Source organism: Endozoicomonas sp. GU-1, from assembly GCF_027366395.1.
Lineage (GTDB): Bacteria > Pseudomonadota > Gammaproteobacteria > Pseudomonadales > Endozoicomonadaceae > Endozoicomonas.
In genome coordinates, this window is sequence record NZ_CP114771.1 from 2,898,298 (window position 1) to 2,917,487 (window position 19,190).

18 protein-coding genes and 1 pseudogene are annotated in these 19,190 nt (G+C 50.7%); 10 read left to right on the plus strand and 9 right to left on the minus strand.

Going from position 1 to position 19,190, the window contains the following annotated elements; genetic code table 11:
- From nagA to O3276_RS11850, 3 genes are all read left to right on the plus strand, one after another.
- Window positions 1-1,191, plus strand: a complete 1,191-nt coding sequence (nagA, locus tag O3276_RS11840) for an N-acetylglucosamine-6-phosphate deacetylase (RefSeq protein WP_269675802.1) — start codon at window positions 1-3, stop codon at window positions 1,189-1,191.
- On the plus strand, window positions 1,188-2,405 hold the full coding sequence (locus tag O3276_RS11845; RefSeq protein ID WP_269675803.1) for an ROK family transcriptional regulator: 1,218 nt from the start codon (window positions 1,188-1,190) through the stop codon (window positions 2,403-2,405). The genes nagA and O3276_RS11845 overlap by 4 nt, the downstream gene beginning before the upstream one ends.
- A 77-nt stretch (window positions 2,406-2,482) precedes the next feature.
- Window positions 2,483-2,917, plus strand: coding sequence for an ankyrin repeat domain-containing protein (locus tag O3276_RS11850; RefSeq protein WP_269675804.1), 435 nt, complete (start codon window positions 2,483-2,485; stop codon window positions 2,915-2,917).
- 39 nt (window positions 2,918-2,956) lie between these two features.
- On the opposite strand, the gene O3276_RS11855 is transcribed toward O3276_RS11850, so the two are convergent.
- Window positions 2,957-3,448, minus strand: a complete 492-nt coding sequence (locus O3276_RS11855) for a hypothetical protein (RefSeq protein ID WP_269675805.1) — start codon at window positions 3,446-3,448, stop codon at window positions 2,957-2,959.
- A 247-nt stretch (window positions 3,449-3,695) separates the two neighbouring features.
- Between O3276_RS11855 and O3276_RS11860 the strand changes: the two genes are divergently transcribed.
- Both O3276_RS11860 and O3276_RS11865 read left to right on the plus strand, forming a co-directional pair.
- Complete coding sequence (locus tag O3276_RS11860; protein WP_269675806.1) at window positions 3,696-4,949, plus strand: sterol desaturase family protein; 1,254 nt, start codon at window positions 3,696-3,698, stop codon at window positions 4,947-4,949.
- A gap of 175 nt (window positions 4,950-5,124) precedes the next feature.
- Window positions 5,125-5,613, plus strand: coding sequence for a hypothetical protein (locus O3276_RS11865; protein ID WP_269675807.1), 489 nt, complete (start codon window positions 5,125-5,127; stop codon window positions 5,611-5,613).
- Here O3276_RS11865 and O3276_RS11870 read toward each other — a convergent pair.
- The 3 genes and pseudogenes from O3276_RS11870 to O3276_RS11875 all read right to left on the minus strand — a co-directional run.
- The gene (locus tag O3276_RS11870; RefSeq protein WP_269675808.1) at window positions 5,608-6,336 is read right to left on the minus strand and encodes a hypothetical protein; all 729 of its coding nucleotides are present in this window, start codon (window positions 6,334-6,336) and stop codon (window positions 5,608-5,610) included. The two genes, O3276_RS11865 and O3276_RS11870, sit on opposite strands and share 6 nt — an antisense overlap.
- Before the next feature lie 38 nt (window positions 6,337-6,374).
- A complete protein-coding gene (locus O3276_RS25750; protein ID WP_442876599.1) occupies window positions 6,375-6,929 on the minus strand; it encodes an oxidoreductase dimerization domain-containing protein in 555 nt (184 codons plus the stop codon).
- Window positions 6,906-8,536 (minus strand): annotated as a pseudogene (locus O3276_RS11875) (FAD-dependent oxidoreductase); the annotation flags it as partial. The pseudogene O3276_RS11875 and the gene O3276_RS25750, both read right to left, overlap by 24 nt.
- A 308-nt stretch (window positions 8,537-8,844) precedes the next feature.
- On the opposite strand from O3276_RS11875, the gene hemB reads away from it, so the two are divergent.
- The 3 genes from hemB (at window position 8,845) to O3276_RS11890 (ending at window position 13,377) form a co-directional block, all read left to right on the plus strand.
- Window positions 8,845-9,852, plus strand: coding sequence for a porphobilinogen synthase (gene hemB, locus O3276_RS11880; protein ID WP_269675809.1), 1,008 nt, complete (start codon window positions 8,845-8,847; stop codon window positions 9,850-9,852).
- 218 nt (window positions 9,853-10,070) lie between these two features.
- A complete protein-coding gene (gene ppk1 / locus O3276_RS11885) occupies window positions 10,071-12,260 on the plus strand; it encodes a polyphosphate kinase 1 (RefSeq protein ID WP_269675810.1) in 2,190 nt (729 codons plus the stop codon).
- A gap of 481 nt (window positions 12,261-12,741) precedes the next feature.
- Entirely contained in the window at window positions 12,742-13,377 is a 636-nt protein-coding gene (locus tag O3276_RS11890) for a hypothetical protein (protein ID WP_269675811.1), read from the plus strand.
- 68 nt (window positions 13,378-13,445) lie between these two features.
- Here O3276_RS11890 and O3276_RS11895 read toward each other — a convergent pair whose 3' ends face one another.
- The gene (locus tag O3276_RS11895) at window positions 13,446-14,246 is read right to left on the minus strand and encodes a carbon-nitrogen hydrolase family protein (RefSeq protein WP_269675812.1); all 801 of its coding nucleotides are present in this window, start codon (window positions 14,244-14,246) and stop codon (window positions 13,446-13,448) included.
- An 83-nt stretch (window positions 14,247-14,329) separates the two neighbouring features.
- Here O3276_RS11895 and O3276_RS11900 point away from each other — a divergent pair, with 83 nt between their 5' ends.
- Together O3276_RS11900 and O3276_RS11905 are read left to right on the plus strand one after the other, a co-directional pair.
- On the plus strand, window positions 14,330-15,115 hold the full coding sequence (locus tag O3276_RS11900; protein ID WP_269675813.1) for an NRDE family protein: 786 nt from the start codon (window positions 14,330-14,332) through the stop codon (window positions 15,113-15,115).
- Between the two features lie 219 nt (window positions 15,116-15,334).
- Window positions 15,335-15,760: a DUF2541 family protein gene (locus tag O3276_RS11905; RefSeq protein WP_101748126.1), complete on the plus strand. Its 426-nt coding sequence runs from the start codon at window positions 15,335-15,337 to the stop codon at window positions 15,758-15,760.
- Between the two features lie 104 nt (window positions 15,761-15,864).
- Here the strand turns inward: O3276_RS11905 and ruvX are convergent, their stop codons facing one another.
- From ruvX to gshB, 4 genes are all read right to left on the minus strand, one after another.
- Complete coding sequence (ruvX, locus tag O3276_RS11910) at window positions 15,865-16,314, minus strand: Holliday junction resolvase RuvX (protein WP_269675814.1); 450 nt, start codon at window positions 16,312-16,314, stop codon at window positions 15,865-15,867.
- A gap of 18 nt (window positions 16,315-16,332) precedes the next feature.
- Window positions 16,333-16,905: a YqgE/AlgH family protein gene (locus O3276_RS11915; protein WP_209200659.1), complete on the minus strand. Its 573-nt coding sequence runs from the start codon at window positions 16,903-16,905 to the stop codon at window positions 16,333-16,335.
- A gap of 73 nt (window positions 16,906-16,978) precedes the next feature.
- On the minus strand, window positions 16,979-17,869 hold the full coding sequence (locus tag O3276_RS11920) for an energy transducer TonB (RefSeq protein WP_269675815.1): 891 nt from the start codon (window positions 17,867-17,869) through the stop codon (window positions 16,979-16,981).
- Window positions 17,870-18,030: 161 nt separating this feature from the next.
- Complete coding sequence (gshB, locus tag O3276_RS11925; RefSeq protein ID WP_442876600.1) at window positions 18,031-18,963, minus strand: glutathione synthase; 933 nt, start codon at window positions 18,961-18,963, stop codon at window positions 18,031-18,033.
- Window positions 18,964-19,190 lie beyond the last annotated feature (227 nt).

The following is a 19,190-nucleotide window of genomic DNA, read 5'->3' on the forward strand; positions in this document are numbered from 1 at the left end:
ATGTCTGCGGATCTGGTCATCAGCCCGGAAAAGAGTTACGCACTGGTTAATTGCAAACCGTTAACCGGTGACCCGGAGCAGTCGTCGTTTGATACCATCATTATAGAGAATGGCCGAATTTCGGCCATTGGCAAGGCAGAGGATATTGCCGGTGATCATCAGGGTGCCGATAGCCTGAAAAAAGTAGACCTCGGCGGTCTTACGTTAAGCCCTGGTTTTATCGACCTGCAATTAAACGGCTGTGGTGGTGTTCTTTTTAACAGTGATATCGCCATCAATACACTGGATATCATGCACGAGACTAACCTCCGCGCAGGTTGTACGGCATTTCTGCCTACGCTGATTACCACCAGTGATGAGGATATACGACAATCGGTTAAGGTCACCCGTGAATACATGGCCAGGCATCCGGATCGTGTACCCGGCATTCATCTGGAAGGCCCTTACCTGAATCCTCAGCGTAAAGGCATTCATGATCCGGACTTCATCCGTGCGCCCTCCCGCACAATGATCGACTTTTTCTGTGACAATGCCGACGTCATTGCCATGGTGACACTGGCACCGGAAGTCTGCCCTGAAGGCACCATTGAAACGCTGAGTAAAGCGGGCATTGTTGTGTCCATCGGCCACACCAATGCCACCTGTGAGCAGACTAAAGCGGCAGAACAGGCGGGGGCAACCTTTGCCACTCATCTGCATAACGCCATGAGCCCCCTGGGCAGCCGCGAGCCTGGTGTGGTAGGTGCCATCTTTGACAGCCATGCCATGGGTGCCGGTATCATTGCTGACGGTCTGCACCTGTCCTGGGAAAACCTGCGCATCGCCCACCGTCTGATGCAGGACCGTCTGGTGCTGGTGACCGATGCAACCACACCGACCGGTACGGATATGGCCACCTTTGTCTTCGCCGGACAAACCATCTACCACCAGGATGGCAAGTGCTCCAATGCGGATGGTACCCTGGCCGGCTCCGCACTCACTATGATGGCAGCGGTCGCCAATAGCATTCGGGCAGGGATTGAGCCTCAGGCGGTGATTCGCATGGCTACCGTCAATGCAGCAAAAGCCATCCATGTTGCAAGTCAGATGGGCAGCATTGCGGTTGGGCAGTTTGCCAACCTTGCCATTTTCGATGACACCTTTACCTTGCAGGGCACGGTAAGCGGTGGCGAGCTGAAACTACAAAAATGACGACAGTAATTGCCAATCTGGACTTTGTAAAAGAGCGGAACATTTCTGCTGTTTACCAAGCGATTGTTGAGCATGGCTCCATCTCGAGAATCCAGATAGCCAGACAATGTCGTCTGGCTGCCGGTAGCGTGACCCGTATCACCCGACAACTGATGGAAGCCGACCTGATTGTTGAACAGGAACAGCAGACCTCTGAACGGGGGCGTCGGGCCACATCGCTGGCTCCCCGACAGGGCCAGATCCAGATTCTTGCGGCAAGGGCAGGCAGAACCAAACTCCACCTGGGGTTGTGTGACCTGTCAGGCAAGCTGCTGGCTGAGTACTCAGAGCCAATTCAGCCTTTGAATCAGGTTGAATTTACCAAACAGCTGATTGCCTCACTGAGAAAATTCCTCAAAACCCATAAGAAGTATATTCGTTGTCTGGCCGGTGTTGGCATCACAACGCCCGGGCTGGTCAATTCAGCCAAAGGGATTATTACTTTCATGCCCCACCTTTCGGTCAGCAATCTCCCTTTGGCAGAGCAGGTGTCTGAGGCATTGGGGATTCCCTGTTTTATCAACAACTTTATTTCGTCCATGGCGCTGGCCGAGCACCACTTTGGTGTCAGCCGTGGATTTAGAAACAGCCTCTTTGTCAGCGTCCATAACGGGGTGGGAGCCGGTATGATTCTGGACAATAAGCTCTATGAAGGCAGCACCCTGGCCGTTGGCGAGATTGGCCATATTCAGATCGATCCGCTGGGAGAACGGTGTTACTGCGGTAACTTTGGTTGCCTGGAAACCCTGGTCTGTAATCCGGCCATAGAAAAGCGCTGTCATAAGCTGCTGGCGTCGGGTGTTCCCAGTCTGTTAAATAAGAGCCAGACCAAAAAGGCGGATATCCTGGCAATCTGTCATGCCGCGAACGAGGGCGATCAGCTGGCAAATGATCTGCTGAAAGAAGCTGCCGGTAACCTTGGCAGGGCAATAGCCATGAGTGTCAACCTGCTGCGACCGGACACAGTGGTACTTGCCGGTGAGATCTGTGCCGCTGCCACGATTATCCACCCGGTGATCAAACACTGTCTGAAAACGCAGACGGTTTCCATCAATGAAAGCCTTGAAACCAGCGTCGTTTACTCAACGCTTTATGACAGCCCATGGTATGGCGGGTTTACCCTGGTAAGAAGGGCGCTTCTGGAAGAGGGGTTACTGTTGAAACTTATCCAGTAAAAATGCGGGGGAAGGGTGATTGGCACAGTCTTTATTCAGGGTGCGGATCTCTTCGGCTCCGCTTGGACGAACGGAGTTTGGATGCCAGGCAGGTGGTGAATGCCACTGACGCTCATGGTGCTACTCCGCTATTAATTGCTGCACATGGTAGTTTTTTCAGGATTGTCCAGCACATAATAGCGGTCATCAGTAAAATGCCGGATTCAGAAAGAGCCGAGCTTGGCAATGCCCTGGTGAATACCGCCAACAAAGACGGAGTGACCCCGCTCTACGCTGCTGCTTCGGCCCCATTCAGGCGTATTGTGTTGATGCTGCTGGAGCACGGTGCTGACCCGGAACAGGCAAAGGTTGGCTGCGTCCTGGGAACATGCCGGAGATCGAATACCCCCCTTCAGGTAGTCGGCCAACGTGGCGACAAGGGTATTGCTGCCTTGATCAATAAAGCGATTCACTCACGCAAGGCGACAAGTCAGCAGTCAGGAAAAGAAAAGGAACCGGCTGCTGCTCTATAGGGAAAAATACTTTACGACGATTTTGGATGAAAGCATTCTTTAACGGTGAGTAACAGGAAAAATAGCGCCATATAACATAATGACGCTCTTTTTCTTTCTCGTTATTTTGTAATGCTTTGAATAGCCATTGCACCCCTTCCCATTACTTCTGTCGTATAGAGACGTATCTATGACATTTCCAGATATATCAGTGCTAATTGTTCTACCGCGGACATTACCAAGATCCAGCGTTTGAGAAACCAGTGAGCTCGCTTCATCAAGAGACATCAATTTTTCCGAATTCTCTATACTGAAGTTAGATGTGGGAACATAAAAGGGCGTAGGATTGTGCGACCCATAACTACCACTGCCTAAAAAACTGCCCATCGGGTTGCGGGCGTAATTATATAAAGCCATCAAGACTTGCGCCTTCTCCAAATTCACTATGGAGACCTGATACCTTCCAAAAGCAGTGCCCGCAGCAGGAACCTGAGAATTGCAGGAAGTATTTTTCGGAGTAGCTACAGCAGACGTGTTTGATAAAGGAGTCATAAATCACACTAACATGAGTTTTTTGGGTTACCTGTTTGACCAAAAAAAACAGAAAAGTTCATAAATGGGAATTTAAAATTTCAGACAACTGTAGTTGTCTAACCGGTCAACTACCGGTAAGAGGCTAATTCTGGTTCCAATCTAAAATCCAGGTAGCATAAGACGTGTTCAATTGATGAAAAACCATGCTTTTCGTTGGGACTCATGTTAAAAACAGGCCTACAACAACAATAATCAGGCTCGCCCCATGAATCCGATTGTGTACGCCATACCAATCTTCTTGCTGATGATCCTTATTGAAGTGATCGCCACCATCATTCGCAAGAAGGATTACTATCGAGTTAACGATGCCATAAACAGCCTGAGTACGGGGATGCTTAACGTCACCACGGGTGTTATTTTCAAACTGGGTATTTATACCCTTATTTATAATCATGCAGCGCTCTTGTCACTGGATAGCAACGCCCTCTGGGTATGGGTCCTTGGGTTTGTCTTGCAGGATTTCTTCTATTACTGGAATCATCGCAAAGGCCATGAAGTCAACCTGCTCTGGGCCGCCCACTCGGTGCATCACCAGAGTGAGGAATACAATCTGACCACGGCTCTGCGCCAGACCAGCACCGGCTTTCTGTTCTCATGGGTGTTCTACGTGCCCATGGCCATTCTTGGCATCCCACCTTATGTCTTTTTGACGGTAAGCCTGATGAATCTGCTTTATCAATATTGGGTGCATACCCGCCATATTCCAAAGCTTGGCTGGTTTGAACGGCTGTTTGTTACCCCCTCAAACCATCGGGTGCACCATGCCAAAAACCGGAAGTATCTGGATAAAAATTATGGCGGAGCATTTATTATCTGGGACCGGCTGTTTGGCACATTTATCGAAGAAGATGAAAACTATGAGCCCATCCGCTACGGCACGCTAACGCCTCTGAGAAGCTGGAACCCGGTGTGGGCAAACCTGCATCTTTATGCCGGGATGTGCAGGGATGCCTGTAATACCAAAAGCTGGAAAGACAAACTCACACTCTGGTTCAGACGCACAGGCTATCGACCTGCGGACATCGCCTCACCGATGAAGATGCCGGATATTCACGGCTACAAGAACTATAACCCTGACGTCAGCATGGGCCTGAAAGTCTATGCACTGATCCACTTTGCCATGCTTGTACTGGCAACCACGGTATTTTTAGCCATCAGCCACAACACGCCTTACGGCTTCAATGCACTCTGGACATTTGTTCTGGCACTGAACCTGATCGGTATTGGCTGGTTGCTGGAAAAATTCACCGGATTGATCGTTATTGAAGCCATACGCTTTGTATTTACCGGGGTAACCATCGTTGTATCCAATGGGATATGGATTGATCTGATGCCAGACTGGACCTGGCAGTTTGTTTTAGTTAGCGGAGTTATGTCACTGCTGGTGCTGAAAACCAGTGGTATTGCCAGCCCTTCTGCCTATTCTATGATCCCGGACCCGACTGAAGCCCAGCCTTAATCTTTATTACCCACAGAACACTTATGCCTCCCAGCCTGTCCTGGCAGAGGGGCATATTGAACTTACTTGGCCGTACACAGTCTAAATGAAACATGGCGTTCTCGTAATAAATCTCCCCCTGACAAAGTCTTTCGACATTTGAGGGCAACTTATTGAAATTTAAGGAATTTAAATAATGATCAACAACGCAGTTGAAAATATTACTTATTATGTTAAAGCGGCAATAAAACTGCCGCTTAACATTGTGCGTTGGTTTTGTGGAAGAGTGGTGGCCATTGCCCACAATATTTCCAACTTTCTGTCAAAACGATCAGACCAAAATGACAGTTCTGACGTGCAACAAAAGGATATTTCGGATCGCACTGTTTCTTCATCCGACTCTCAGCCTACTTACCATGTAAGGGAGACCGTAACTACTGCGGTTTTTCCTTTTGGCAACCTGGAAAAAATACTGGAGTGTCATAGGGGTGACTTTGAATCTGCCGAAGCATTTGCCCAGGCAAAAACAAAGCTCCTAAAGGATGCGGAGGATCTTCACTTATGGTGGAATGAGACTGACATGTTATGCCTGAAAATCACCACTAAAACGAATGCTGAAGGGAAACAGGTAACTTATCGTTTGGGCAAAGAAGTTGATCGAACCAACAGCAGAAACCCGTCATGACCGTTGATTCTGCCCATACAGCCGATAGGCTTCCAAGGCTGATGCCTCATCCACCAGCATTTTCTCAAATTGCCTCAGCTCCCCGGCCAGGGGAGAAGACGCTTTGGGTGCCTGCAGCTCAATTTTCAGATCATTTTCATGAATGATGGATAGCTTGAGATCGTGAACGGCTTCGACGTAAGCTTCATCCGCCTGCCTGAAGTCACTGGCAGCGCTTGCGGCAACACAGTCCTTGAGACAGTCAACCACCCGAGCCCGCTCTTCAGTCACCTTGGACTGCCCACGGCCCTCCAGCAGATCCAGCCAGAGCTGCGACTGCTCACAATCCAGCTGTAGCTTGCGCAACGCCTGATCACAGGCACCCTCAGCCTTGCCTTCTCCCAGACGCTGCCAGGCCATTTGATTCTTCTGCTGGACCAGCGCAATCATCGTTCCAATCTTTTTCTGTTCATCAATGGGTTTGAGACGGGAGACCATCTTATAGATAGAGGTAGGCAGAAAGTTTTTTATTCTTGCCAGAAGGCTCTTGTTATTGGTTTTGAGACTTTTTCGGGAAGAAGGCTCAGCCAGCATAACGCTTCGGTTCTTGAGGATTTTTTTCAGCTCTTGGAAGATTTTCTTATCTTCGCTGATGGCAGCCGGCGCTAACCTTGGGCTGTTATTTACAGAATCCTTTGAGGGATCCTCTGTCGGGCCACCATCAGACGGGTCCGGGCCACTCATTAAACATCCTTATGTTTATAATGACCCCTTAATGATAGTCAATGGCGCATCCATGCGTGGTATTTTTCCACCAGCGACAATACCCCCTGGGGTGCATGGGCTTTTTTCCACTCACCCGCAGCGTATTTGTTGGCTTCGCTCAGTGTCGGGTAGATATGAATAGTCCCCAGGATTTTATTAAGGCCCAGACCGTGTTTCATGGCACTGATATACTCCGTAATCAGCTCACCGGCATGATAACCAACAATGGTGACTCCCAGAATCTTATCCTTGCCCGGCACGGTCAGCACTTTCACAAAGCCCCGTGCTTCTTCATCCGCTATGGCTCGGTCCAGATCATCAATACCGTACCTGGTCACTTCATAGGCAATGCCCTGTTCCCGGGCCTCCTGCTCATTCAAACCCACTCTGGCCACTTCCGGATCGGTAAAGGTACACCAGGGAATTACTGAGTAATCCACTTTGAACTTTTTGAAGCGGCCAAACAGGGCATTCACCGCACAATACCAGGCCTGATGTGCCGCCGTATGGGTAAACTGGTAAGGTCCCGCGACATCGCCACAGGCGTAGATATTGGGGTAACGGGTCTGCATGTAGTCATTAACCTCAATGGTTCCCCGCTCAGTTAACTCGATACCCAGCGCTTCAAGGCCAAGATTTGCCGTATTGGCTTGGCGCCCGTGGCAAACAGGGCGATATCAAAGTCAATTTCTACGGTCTGACCGGCAAATTTCGCTGCCAGAAATTGACGCTCGACGCCGGTGTCCGGATCCGGCAACTTATGGAAAGAACGGGCTTCGTGTTTCAGCCTCAGGTCGACGCCATCCTGAATAAACTGATCCATCACCAGTTTTGAAACATCGTCATCTTCACGATGCAACAGCCGGGCTCCGTGATCCACCTGAATAACCTGAACCCCCAGCCTGGTGAAGGCCTGAGTCAGTTCACAGCCAATAGGGCCACCGCCAATCACCAGCATCCGGCCGGGCTTATTGCGTAAGCCCCAAATGGTGTCCGATGTGTAGTATTCAATTTGCTCAAGGCCCGGCAGCGGTGGCACATAGGGACGACCACCACTGGCAATGACAATATTTCGGGACGTGATTCTTTTACCGTCCACTTCTACTTCCCAAGGGCTGATCAGCTGCGCGGAGCCACTGATACAGTTAACCCCCAGACCGGAATAACGCTCAACAGAATCGTGGGGCTCAACCTTGCCAACAACCCCCTGAACCCTCTCCATCACTTTGGAGAAATTAACCTGCCCGGACGCATGTTCAATACCGAACTCATCAGCCCGCTTCAGGTAATGGGCCATTTTGGCGGAACGAATCAGGGCTTTGCTGGGCACACACCCGGTATTCAGGCAATCGCCCCCCATTTTATGCTTTTCAATCAGTGATACTTTGGCCTTGACCGCCGCAGCAATATAGCTGCTGACCAGTCCGGCAGAGCCGGCACCAATCACGGTCAGGTTATTATCAAACTGTGCAGGACGCTGGTGGCTGCGGTATAAACGACGACGTCTCAACCACTCCATCACCATTCTGGCAATCCAGGGAAAAATACCCAAAAGCACAAATGAAGCGATCAATGGTGGCGTTAAAATCCCTTCAAGAGACAACTCCTCCACCAGGCCAAGCTGGGCACCGGCATTGACGAAAACCGCCGTACCCGGGAGCATTCCCAGCTGACTGACCAGGCTGAAGGTCAGGACCCGCATGGAGGTCAGCCCCATCACCAGGTTGATCACAAAGAAAGGCACCGCCGGAATCAGTCGGAGCGTTGCCAGATAAAAGGCTCCGTCCTTGTTCACGCCGTTGTTAATGGTCTCCAGATAACCGGAAAACTTTTGTGCTACCCAGTCTCTTAATAAGGTTCTGGAAAACAGAAAAGCCAGAGTGGCTCCCAGGGTGCTGGCAAAAGAGACCAGCAACACGCCCTGAAACAGGCCAAAAATGGCCCCCGCCACCACCGTAAGCACTGCCGCTCCCGGCAGTGACAGGCCGGTCACCGCCACGTAAATGATAAAGAACGCGGCAGCCGTCAGTACCGGATCATCACGATAAAGGCCCTGGAAGAAATCACGGGTCAGGTATTGCTGACCGTCCAGGGCGTAAAACGCACCAATTGCTGCGGCCAGCACTGTCAGCAAAAGCCATTTCTTGTTATTCATAACACCTTCCAGAGCTACAAACATCTGTTTGATACGACAATCCCTGCAAAATCATACGTTTTTTCCCGTATAATGCCAGCCATTATTGTCAAATTAGAAACTGTGGCTGTTTGGCCTGTTGACGCTTCGTTGCGAGTCGGCCCTTAAGTAGTTAACCAAATGAAATCATATATTTCTGACTAAGTTGTCAGTCACTCTGCGGCGTTGCAACTCCGGTCACATAGCTACGGCTATGCTCCCTACGTTGCGCCTTGCATAGCAACTGCCCACTTAGCCAGAAATATACGATTCCATTTGGCCAACTACTTACAACCTCAAAAGGATAAAGAAGTATGATTCATCGCCCTTTTCCTGCTGCCCGCCCAAGACGGATGCGTTACAACGACTTCTCCCGCCGTCTGATGCGCGAAAGTCAGATTTCCGTGGACAATCTTATTTATCCGCTGTTTATTGTGGCCGGTCATCAGCAGCGCCAATCCGTTGCCTCCATGCCCGGTGTTGAGCGCCTCAGTATTGATTTACTTCTTGAGGAAGCCGCTGAACTGGTGGAGCTGGGCATTCCGGCCATTGCCCTGTTTCCAGTGACACCCGCTGATAAGAAGTCCGAGCTGGCGGAAGAAGCCTGGAACCCGGAAGGTCTTGCCCAGAAAGCGGTTCGAGCGCTGAAAAGCCGGTTCCCGGAGCTGGGTGTGATTACCGATGTGGCACTGGATCCCTTTACTTCCCACGGTCTTGATGGCCTGACCAATGAAGATGGTTATGTGGTCAATGATGAAACGGTTGAGGCCCTTGTCCGTCAGGCCCTGTCTCATGCAGAAGCAGGCGCAGATATTGTTGCCCCATCAGACATGATGGATGGCCGGATTGGTGCCATCCGCCAGCGCCTGGAAGAAGAAGGCCATATCAATACCCGCATCCTGGCCTACTCTGCCAAATATGCCTCCAATTACTACGGCCCGTTCCGGGATGCGGTGGACTCAGCCGGTAATCTCGGTAAAAGCAATAAGTTCAGCTTTCAAATGGACTTTGCCAATAGTGATGAGGCGATCCACGAGGTGGCAGCAGACCTGGCAGAGGGCGCCGATATGGTGATGGTCAAACCAGGCATGCCCTATCTGGATATTGTTCGCCGGGTTAAGGATGAATTCAAGGTACCGGTCTTTGCCTACCAGGTCAGTGGCGAATACGCCATGCACAAAGCGGCGGCGGACAATGGCTGGCTTGATGGCGATGCCGTGATGCTGGAATCCCTGATGTGTTTTCGCAGGGCCGGAGCGGATGCCATTCTAACCTATTTTGCCAAGGATGCTGCGAGAGCGCTCCGTAAAATGAACTCTTAAACAGGTAAACGTTCATGCAGGGAGTAGTCTTTATTATTTCTGTTAGAATAAAATGAATAATGCGACATTCTCCCTGCCCTAATACTTCCGCTCCGAGAGTCGCCTGTTCACCGGGCCATTGGTTGAATCTCTGACAAACGTCACTGACAGGATCCATGACAAAAGCCACTGAAACCGGTCATCATAAGCCAGTGCTATTTTGCTGAGAAAGAGGTCGTATGGATAACCCCCAACAGTCGGATGTTCAGGAACCCCGGGCCCAATCATCTGAGCTTGCCGAGCCAATGGCCAGCAAGCCCCCCAAGGTCAGTGATTACCAGAACCCTGACTATTACATTAATCGTGAACTCAGCCATCTGGCGTTTAATTTCCGGGTGCTGCAGCAGGCGTTAAACGAAGAGTACCCGCTGTTGGAGCGCTTCCGGTTTCTGCTGATTTTCAGCTCCAACCTCGATGAATATTTTGAAATCCGGGTCGCGGGCCTGATGCAGCAGATCGACTTCTCCCGTGAGCAGGTGGGCCTCGATGGCATGGGACCACAGCAGGTCCTGAAAGAGATCAGCCAGAAGGCCAAAGAATACGTTGAGCTGCAATACCAGATATTGAATGAAAGCCTGTTACCTTCTCTGAGAAAAGAGGGTATTCGCTTTCTGCGCCGCAATGAGCTGACGGAAAAGCAGCAGACATGGATCAAGCGCTTCTTCTACCATGAAGTGATGCCCATTATCAGCCCTATCGGGCTGGACCCTGCCCACCCGTTCCCAAGGCTGGCAAACAAGCTGCTCTGCTTTATTGTCTCCCTGGAAGGCAAAGATGCTTTTGGCCGTGATACGGGTATGGCTATTATTCCGGCACCCCGGTCGTTGCCGCGTATTGTCAAAATGCCTGAAGATATCTGTGATGGCCGGGAGAATGATTATGTATTTCTCTCTTCGATTATCCATCGCCATGTCAGCGACCTGTTCCCCGGCATGGATATCAAAGGCTGTTATCAGTTCCGACTGACCCGTAACAGTGACCTGGATCTTGAAGATGAGGTTGAAGACCTGGCCAAGGCACTGCAGGGCGAACTGCTCTCCCGTCGCTACGGTAAAGCGGTACGACTGGAGGTAGCCGACAACTGCCCACAACCGCTGGTGGATTTTCTACTCAATGAATTCGGCTTGACCAATGAAGACGTTTACCAGGTCAGAGGACCGGTCAACCTGACTCGCATGATGTCCATCTGCGACACCAATGACAAACCGGACCTGGTCTTCCCGCCGTTTACCCCCGGCTACCCGAAAGGCCTGCACAGTAAACGGAAGCACAGCAACAACGTGCTGGATCTGGTGGCCAAACAGGACATCCTGCTCCATCACCCCTTTGAGTCATTCACCCCGGTGGTGGATATGCTCCGTCAGGCTGCCAAAGACCCTGATGTGCTGGCCATTCGCCAGACGCTGTACCGCACCGGTGCTCACTCAGAAATGGTGGATGCCCTGGTAGAAGCCGCCAGGCAGGGTAAAGAGGTGACGGTTGTGGTAGAGATCCGTGCGCGGTTTGATGAAGAGGAAAACCTGGCCCTGGCCCGTCGCCTGCAGGAAGCAGGGGCCGTCGTCGTATACGGTGTCGTCGGCTATAAAACCCATGCCAAAATGATGTTGATTGTTCGTCGTGAAGGTCGGCATATTCAGCGTTATGCTCACCTTGGCACCGGTAACTATCACGCTGGCAATGCCCGTCTCTATACCGATTACAGCCTGCTGACCTGTGACAAGATACTGACCAACGACGTTCATAAAATCTTCCAGCAGCTGACCGGGATGGGGCGTGCGGTGCGTGTCCGTAAGTTGTTCCATGCGCCTTTCACGCTGAAGAAGAGCCTGATTGATCTGATCAACCAGGAAACCAGTAACGCCAAAGAGGGAAAACAGGCCCGGATCATCATCAAAATCAACTCACTCACTGAGTCTCATATCATTAAGGCGTTGTTCAAAGCGTCTCAGGCCGGTGTTGAGGTGGACCTGATCGTTCGGGGCATCTGCTGCCTGAGGCCCTGCATCGAAGGGCTTTCAGAAAATATCCGCGTACGCTCCATTGTCGGACGGTTTCTTGAGCACACCCGTATCTACTACTTTGAAAATGGCGACGATGACGCACTGGTCTACTGTTCCAGTGCGGATGCCATGATCCGAAATCTGGACATGCGTATTGAGACCTGCTTCCCCATTGAAGACCCGAAACTGGCCGCACGCATCAAAAAGGAATTGGACTACTACCTCACCGATAACACCCGCAGCTGGCAGCTGCAAAGTGACGGTGAGTATGAGAAAAACCGGCCAGTCCGGAGTCAGCGCCGACGTAATGCCCAGGAACGGTTGATGGATGCGTTGGCGATTATTGCTAACAAGCCGTCGACTGATTAAGGGGCTGTTATTTGATAACTTTGGCATTTTAGTAAGCGCTGCCCGCTTCCCGCCACCCGCTGCCCGAAAAAGACAGGCTGCTTGTGCTTTTGCGGATAGCTAGTACATGGTTTCAATGAGTTTGACGTGTACGATCTCCGTTCACCCTGAGCGGAGTCGAAGGGTGCTTGGCACGATCTATCAGAGTCCGGAGTTTCCGCCTTTAGGCCCTACGGGTCCTTCGACAGGCTCAGGCGAACAGAGTGCGGAGGCACGACAACCCGTCAAACTCATTGAAACCATGTACTAGTTCTATGTAATTGCCCCCTCTCTGGTCTTAGTTCAGGACTTAACTCTACTTTAATAGCCAATCTTCCCTTCATATTCTTTTATCACTGACAATTTTTAAGAACTGCTGGAATTATTTCCTGAAAATTGACTCTATCTCTAAGCCACTGCGCTACATGACTGAGATATATCAATATTTTATGAGATTCCTGAAATGCACAACTTAAATTATCGAGCCGATGTCAATCAGAGTCGACCATCAAGGCTGGCTGACTTCGAGCAAAAGTTTGATCAGAATGACGCCTCACAAAATAAAACCAGAGCGTTTTCCAAACGCACATGTGTTGTTGCGCTGGCTGTCGGTTCAGCAATAGCCACTATGGGAGCACTGTATTATTTGGCTAGCAGCCAAAGCAGTGTTCAACCGTCGTCATTAAGTGAACGATTAATTACTCCAGGATGCCTTAATACCGACCAATTCACCTATTTTACCGGTATACATCCCTTCAATGACAATGACAATGATATTTATTGCACTTACACTGATAAAACCCTGCCCGAACAGATGGCCGAATTAGTCGATCACGGAATCATTAGCGTAATTGAGCACGCCGGAAACATCATTTACCACGGTGCAAAGAACACCTTTGCATGTATCAATCAAGGGCTTACCTGGCGACAGTATATTGATGAATCTGTGTGCGTTAGTATGGATGCAGATACTTGTAGCTCTCTCGGTGGATATACTTCTACAGGTGGCAGTATCTGTTCGCCGGCAATTGACCTTCAAAGTTCTGCCAGTAAATTATGCAGTAGAGATCTTGTGGAGCTGTGTAAATGGCAGAGCTAGTGTAGCTAAGCGTTATTACCCGTACACCACGTTCACCCTGAGCGGAGTCGAAGGGTGCTTGGCACGATCTATCTGCGGTGGTTTAAGCAAGGCATTCGCCGACGAACTCCCGCCAGTTCATCCAGATCCAGTTCTGCCATAATCACCGCAGCCCCTTCTGCAGGGGCTTGTGCCAGAATATCCCCCCAGGGTGAAATGATCATACTGTGGCCATAGGTCTGTCGGCCATCAGGGTGGCTACCCGCCTGATTGGCTGCCAACACATAACATTGGTTTTCAATCGCCCTGGCTCTCAACAGCACTTCCCAATGGGCTGCACCGGTTACTTTTGTGAAGGCGGAAGGTACGGTTAATATGGTTGCCCCCTGCGCCACCAGAGTGCGAAATAACTCGGGAAAGCGAAGGTCATAACAAATCGACAGGCCAATCTTTGCCTCACCAATATCCACCAGCCCTGGCCCGGCTCCGGGGATAAAATCATCGGATTCTCTATACCGCCCTTTACTGTCAGATACCTCGACATCAAACAGGTGCATTTTGTTGTAGCAGGTGACTTCATCCCCTGCCGGGCTATACACAAGACATGAGGCATGGTTGCGCCCGTCACTGATATCCCGCACAGGTACTGAACCGCCCACCAGCCAGCTACCCAATGTTCTGGCTGTTGATGCCATCCATTCCCTGATTTCATCCGCTTGCAGAGCCGCTTCAGCCTGGGGGCCTCCCAGCATGGCAAAGCATTTGGGTAACACAATAATGTCTATTTGCTGTTGTTGATAAGCCGTTAACTGACTGTCAATATCCGCAAGATTTTTTGCCACAACCCGGCCCGAGCAAACCTGAACCACCGCCGCCTTGAGTCTACGCATTATTATTTGCCTGTGCTTTTTCGCTGGATGGATGATAATTTATTGCTCGCGTGACTTCATAACACCACAAGATCATCAACAACATGTGCCTTATAGTTTTTTCATGGCAGCCTGATAGCCAGTATCCACTGATTCTGGCGGCCAATCGAGATGAATTTTATCAACGCCCGACACAGGCAACCGACTTCTGGAACGATTCACCCGATGTCTTTGGAGGCCGGGACCTGGAAGCTGGCGGCAGCTGGCTGGCCATTAACAAAAATGGCCGCTTTGCTGCCGTTACCAACTACAGGGAAGTTCCCAGCCCTGCTGGCTTATATTCCAGGGGGGCGCTGGTGGCCAACTTTGTCACAGGTTCCCAATCGGCATCTGACTATTTACAGGCGGTTCAGCAACAGAGCGATAAATGGTCAGGGTTCAATCTCCTGACTATGGATTCAACCGGCCTTTATTACTTGAGCAACCGCGCAAAAGACCACAGCATTGCTCCTCTTCCCCCCGGGATCTATGGTTTGAGCAACCACCTGCTGGACACACCATGGCCAAAGCTTATGAGAGCACGTGCTGGCTTTACCAGGGCAGTCAAAGAGTCCATGCCCCCCGGTAGCCAACATCTGATTGAGCTGATGCACGATAATTATCAACCACCGGAGGAACAATTACCGGATACCGGGGTCAGCAAAGAGGTAGAGAAACTGATTTCCAGCTGCTTTATTGCCAGTAAAGAGTACGGCACCCGCAATACCAGCCTATTGATGATTGATCGCCACCGTCAGCTGCAATGGGTGGAACAGGAGTACCTGCCGGAAGGGGCTGCCGGTGAACAGCGTCAGTTCAAATTCACACTGGAGCAGAATCAGCTAAGCTAGGAGGCTGACAGAGAATAGACTGCCCTACTGCGGTGGCAGCAAATTGGTCTAAAAAGTCGGAAATTTTTAGCAAATAGAACCACTATTCACTAAAAATTTCCGACTTTTTATCCTCAATTTTCTGCCATCCTCGCTACGGGGTCGCCTAGACGGGCGCTATTCTCGGTCAGCCTCCCAGTACATCACTTGCAAGTTGCCCGATTGAACTAAGGATTTCCTATGCTTAACCGCTTTTGCCCGTTACTGCTTCTCTCTTTGTTGGCACTGCCGATCAGTACCCTGGCTATCGATAACTGGATAGCCGTTGGTTCAGCGAAAGCCAGGGTCAGTGAAAATACCTTAACCATTTTTCCCCAGATGGAAGAGTCCTACAGCAAGCTTCGTTTCCATATATCCAATGGCGATATCATCTTGCGTCAGGCTCGTATCTATCTGGCTAAAGGTGAGGTATTTCATATCAACCTGCAAAAAACCATCCGAGGTAAAAGAAACGGTGATGAGGTACAGGATTACTCAAGGACAGTGCCACTGAGCAGTTCACAGCAGAGCCCCCTGGCGAAGATCAAAGTATTCTATAAATTCAAACAGCAGCAATTGGCAACCCAGCCGGTCATTGTCGAGTTGCTTGGTGTGCCTGTAACCTGATATGGGAATAAGCGCTGCCCGTAAAAGACAGATTACTTGCGCCTTTGCGGGAAGCGACCTTAACAACCCTCATTCAAATGCGGAACTTATTACGAGACAATGTCTTAATGATTCATAAGATGTTCATTCAGAGGATCATTCAGCCAGGCTTCCAGGATAATCTGGGCGGCCATGGCATCCACCGGGTTTGATCCGTAATGCCCTTTATGGCCAAGCTTGCTGGCCCATTCTTTCGCCTCAAAAGACGTCAGTCGTTCATCCGCTGGATAAAATGGCAGGTTGAAGCGCCCATGAATCCGGTTACCAAACTTTCTGGCGCGGCGCGACATATCCGATTCTGAGCCATCCATATTCAATGGAATACCGACGACAATGGCATCGGGTTTCCACTCCATGATCAGGGCTTCAACCTGGCTCCAGTCCGGGATTCCATCTTTTGCTTTTAACGATGGCAGGGCGGAGGCGGTTCGGGTAATCAACTGCCCGGCCGCAACACCAATGTTACGGGTTCCGAAGTCAAAACCCAGTACGGTACTTAATTTCTTGGCGGTCATTGCTTTTTCAAAAGAAACTTATGCATGGCCAACCTGATCAGAAATCAGGTTGATATTGACACCCAGTGTACTGGCAGCGGCGCTCAGTCTCAGGTGGTAAGGAGTATCGAAAACAATGGATGGATGGGCCTCACAGGTCAGCCAGACATTCTCGGAAATTTCCTTTTCCAGCTGACCCGCGCCCCAGCCTGCATATCCAAGAGCCACCAGTGCCTGCCTCGGGCCTTTGCCTTTTGCCATGGCCACCAGTACATCGGTTGATGTCGCCAGTTGCAGCCCTGGGCATATCTGCAAGCTGGCATCCCAGCTGGATTCCCCTGAATTCAGCACAAAACCCCTCTCCTGGGATACCGGGCCTCCAGAGTATACCGCATGCTGACTCACGCCTGACTGCTCATGGTGATCAATGCCAATCTGTCGGAATATCTCGCTCATCGGCAGAGTGCTTGGCCGGTTCACCACAATGCCCAGGGCACCTTCCGGGCTGTGCTCACAGATAATGGTCAGCGTTTCAGCAAAAGAAGGGTCGGCCATGCCGGGCATGGCAATCAGGAAGTGGCTTTTGAAATTCTGGAAAGGGACACTGCTCATAGCGGCAGTATCAGGGTAAAGGGCATTTATGGCAAGTCTTGATACCTATATATTCCCGCAATACACCAGGCCTTTACTGACTGAACAGTCGATCCCCCGGCTCAAAGCGCCAGGTACGGATGATCTCGACGATATCATAGCTCTTGAGCGTGTCGTCAAAGGGGGCAAAGGGCGAAGCCATTCTGACAATGCGCACTGCAGCATCGTCCAGAACCCGATAGCCTGATGAGTCCAGAATCTCAACATTGGACAACGTGCCATCCCGGTTGATGGCAACCATCAAGCGCAGCTCGCCATAGAGCTTCTGCTTACGTGCCTTTTCCGGGTAGTTGATGTTGCCTACCTTCTCAACCTTCCGCCGCCAGGACTCTTTGTAAAATGCCCCGGCTTCCTGCAGGGTTGAGGCCGCGGTCAGCCTTTTGATACGAGGGCGTTTGGCAAACTCCTGGCGCTGCTGATGGAACTGGGCTTCAAGGCTGGCAATTTCATTTTTCAGGTCAATGTGCTTGCGTGGTTTGTCTTTTTCAACGGCAATAGGCTCTTGCTTTTCACGGTCATCGGTTGTCGAAACTTGCTGCTGGCTCTTTGCCCTGGTGGTAATACGGGTTTGTTCTGTCACGGTTTGCTCTGGTTGAGCCGCGGTTTGTGACTGTGGCTGGACTTCCTTGATGGTGTCTTCCTGAAACTGTGCCTGCTGATCACTGGAGGGCAATGCTTTTTCATCCAGAGTACCGCTGCCCTGTTGATTGATCTGGGCCAGGTAGTCGGCTTCTTTGGGTTTCTCTTTGCTTTGATAGCTGGCCAGAGTCACTTCCAGGGTTGGCGGCGGGGCAGGCTTGTCATTAAAGCTAAACGTTACGCCCAGCACGATCAGAACGTGCAGAACCCCCGCCATAAAAAGGGTAAAACCCAGACGGTCTGCCGTCGATACTGCTGCTGATGAAATGGTCGCTGGCTGAGTCATAGCTTTCTGATTACTGCTTTCCCTGGTAAAGCCCAATGGCAGAGCCGTCCTGATTACTACAATATGAGCCCTTCTATCAAAGGGCTCCCGGGAGGCTGACCGACTTAAGACTATAGGCAAGATTCTGCTGGAAAAAAACAGTCTATAGAATAATCGTCTGATCAGGGCCTGGCCTTGAGTTTTTCCTCGATCTTATCCATCAACTGACCGGCGATATTGAGTGTAAACTGGTTGTCCAGCTCACGGATACAGGTTGGTGAGGTAACATTGATTTCTGTGAGGTAGTCGCCAATAACATCCAGCCCGACAAAAATCAGGCCTTTCTTGCGCAGCTCTGGCCCTACCTGACGGGCAATCCACAGATCCCGCTCGCTCAGGGGGCGTCCTTCACCGGTACCGCCTGCGGCCAGGTTGCCCCGGAGTTCGCCGGCAGCAGGAATGCGCGCCAGGCAGTAAGGAACGGGCTCCCCATCGATCATCAGGATGCGCTTGTCACCGGATTTAATATCCGGGATAAACTTTTGAATCATGGCCTGACGCTGGCCCATTTCCGTCAGGGTTTCCAGGATCACGCTTAAGTTCGGATCATCTGGCCGGGTCCGGAAAATAGAACTGCCGCCCATGCCATCCAACGGCTTCAGCACCACATCACCATGTTCGGCCGCAAACTCTTTCAGCAGCCTTGGACTGCGGGAAACCATCACCGGAGGCGTGCACTGTGGAAACAGTGTGGCGAACATTTTTTCGTTGCAGTCACGGATACTGCGGGGGTTATTCACAATCAGAGTGCCAGCCGCCTGAGCCTGCTCCAGCAGGTAAGTGCTGTAAATGAATTCCATATCAAAGGGTGGGTCCTTGCGCATCAGGATGACATCCAGCGCATCCAGCGGCATCTCCAGGCGCTCGTCCAGGGCAAACCAGTTTTCAGGATCAACATTGACGGTTAACGGCTTAACGCTGCCCATGGCAATACCTTCTTTCTGATAAAGGTCGGCCTGTTCCATGTAAAACAGCTGCCAGCCTTTATGACTGGCCGCCAGCAGCATGGCAAGGGAGCTGTCTTTTTTGTAATTGATGGAGGCAATAGGATCCATCACAATGCCGAGTTTCAACGCTTTCACAATATATACCTTTTATACTATCCAGCAGGATTCAGGTTAACTTCTCTATTTCCAAACATCATGAACATAAAGACATTGCGTTTCAGTGTCTGCTGAGCGTTATTGCTATGAACTTTTTGGCGAGTTGTACTGTCAGACAAGCAACGAAAAATAATCGCGTGGTACTGGCCGCTGATGGGTTCACATATTGCTCAAAATAC

Coding starts and splice junctions, on each gene's coding strand:
- nagA (WP_269675802.1), top strand. CDS start 1: ATGTCTGCGGATCTGGTCATCAGCCCGGAAAAGAGTTACGCACTGGTT.
- O3276_RS11845 (WP_269675803.1), top strand. CDS start 1,188: ATGACGACAGTAATTGCCAATCTGGACTTTGTAAAAGAGCGGAACATT.
- O3276_RS11855 (WP_269675805.1), bottom strand. CDS start 3,448: ATGACTCCTTTATCAAACACGTCTGCTGTAGCTACTCCGAAAAATACT.
- O3276_RS11860 (WP_269675806.1), top strand. CDS start 3,696: ATGAATCCGATTGTGTACGCCATACCAATCTTCTTGCTGATGATCCTT.
- O3276_RS11865 (WP_269675807.1), top strand. CDS start 5,125: ATGATCAACAACGCAGTTGAAAATATTACTTATTATGTTAAAGCGGCA.
- O3276_RS11870 (WP_269675808.1), bottom strand. CDS start 6,336: ATGAGTGGCCCGGACCCGTCTGATGGTGGCCCGACAGAGGATCCCTCA.
- O3276_RS25750 (WP_442876599.1), bottom strand. CDS start 6,929: ATGCAGACCCGTTACCCCAATATCTACGCCTGTGGCGATGTCGCGGGA.
- hemB (WP_269675809.1), top strand. CDS start 8,845: ATGATTCATCGCCCTTTTCCTGCTGCCCGCCCAAGACGGATGCGTTAC.
- ppk1 (WP_269675810.1), top strand. CDS start 10,071: ATGGATAACCCCCAACAGTCGGATGTTCAGGAACCCCGGGCCCAATCA.
- O3276_RS11890 (WP_269675811.1), top strand. CDS start 12,742: ATGCACAACTTAAATTATCGAGCCGATGTCAATCAGAGTCGACCATCA.
- O3276_RS11895 (WP_269675812.1), bottom strand. CDS start 14,246: ATGCGTAGACTCAAGGCGGCGGTGGTTCAGGTTTGCTCGGGCCGGGTT.
- O3276_RS11900 (WP_269675813.1), top strand. CDS start 14,330: ATGTGCCTTATAGTTTTTTCATGGCAGCCTGATAGCCAGTATCCACTG.
- O3276_RS11905 (WP_101748126.1), top strand. CDS start 15,335: ATGCTTAACCGCTTTTGCCCGTTACTGCTTCTCTCTTTGTTGGCACTG.
- ruvX (WP_269675814.1), bottom strand. CDS start 16,314: ATGACCGCCAAGAAATTAAGTACCGTACTGGGTTTTGACTTCGGAACC.
- O3276_RS11915 (WP_209200659.1), bottom strand. CDS start 16,905: ATGAGCAGTGTCCCTTTCCAGAATTTCAAAAGCCACTTCCTGATTGCC.
- O3276_RS11920 (WP_269675815.1), bottom strand. CDS start 17,869: ATGACTCAGCCAGCGACCATTTCATCAGCAGCAGTATCGACGGCAGAC.
- gshB (WP_442876600.1), bottom strand. CDS start 18,963: ATGGATCCTATTGCCTCCATCAATTACAAAAAAGACAGCTCCCTTGCC.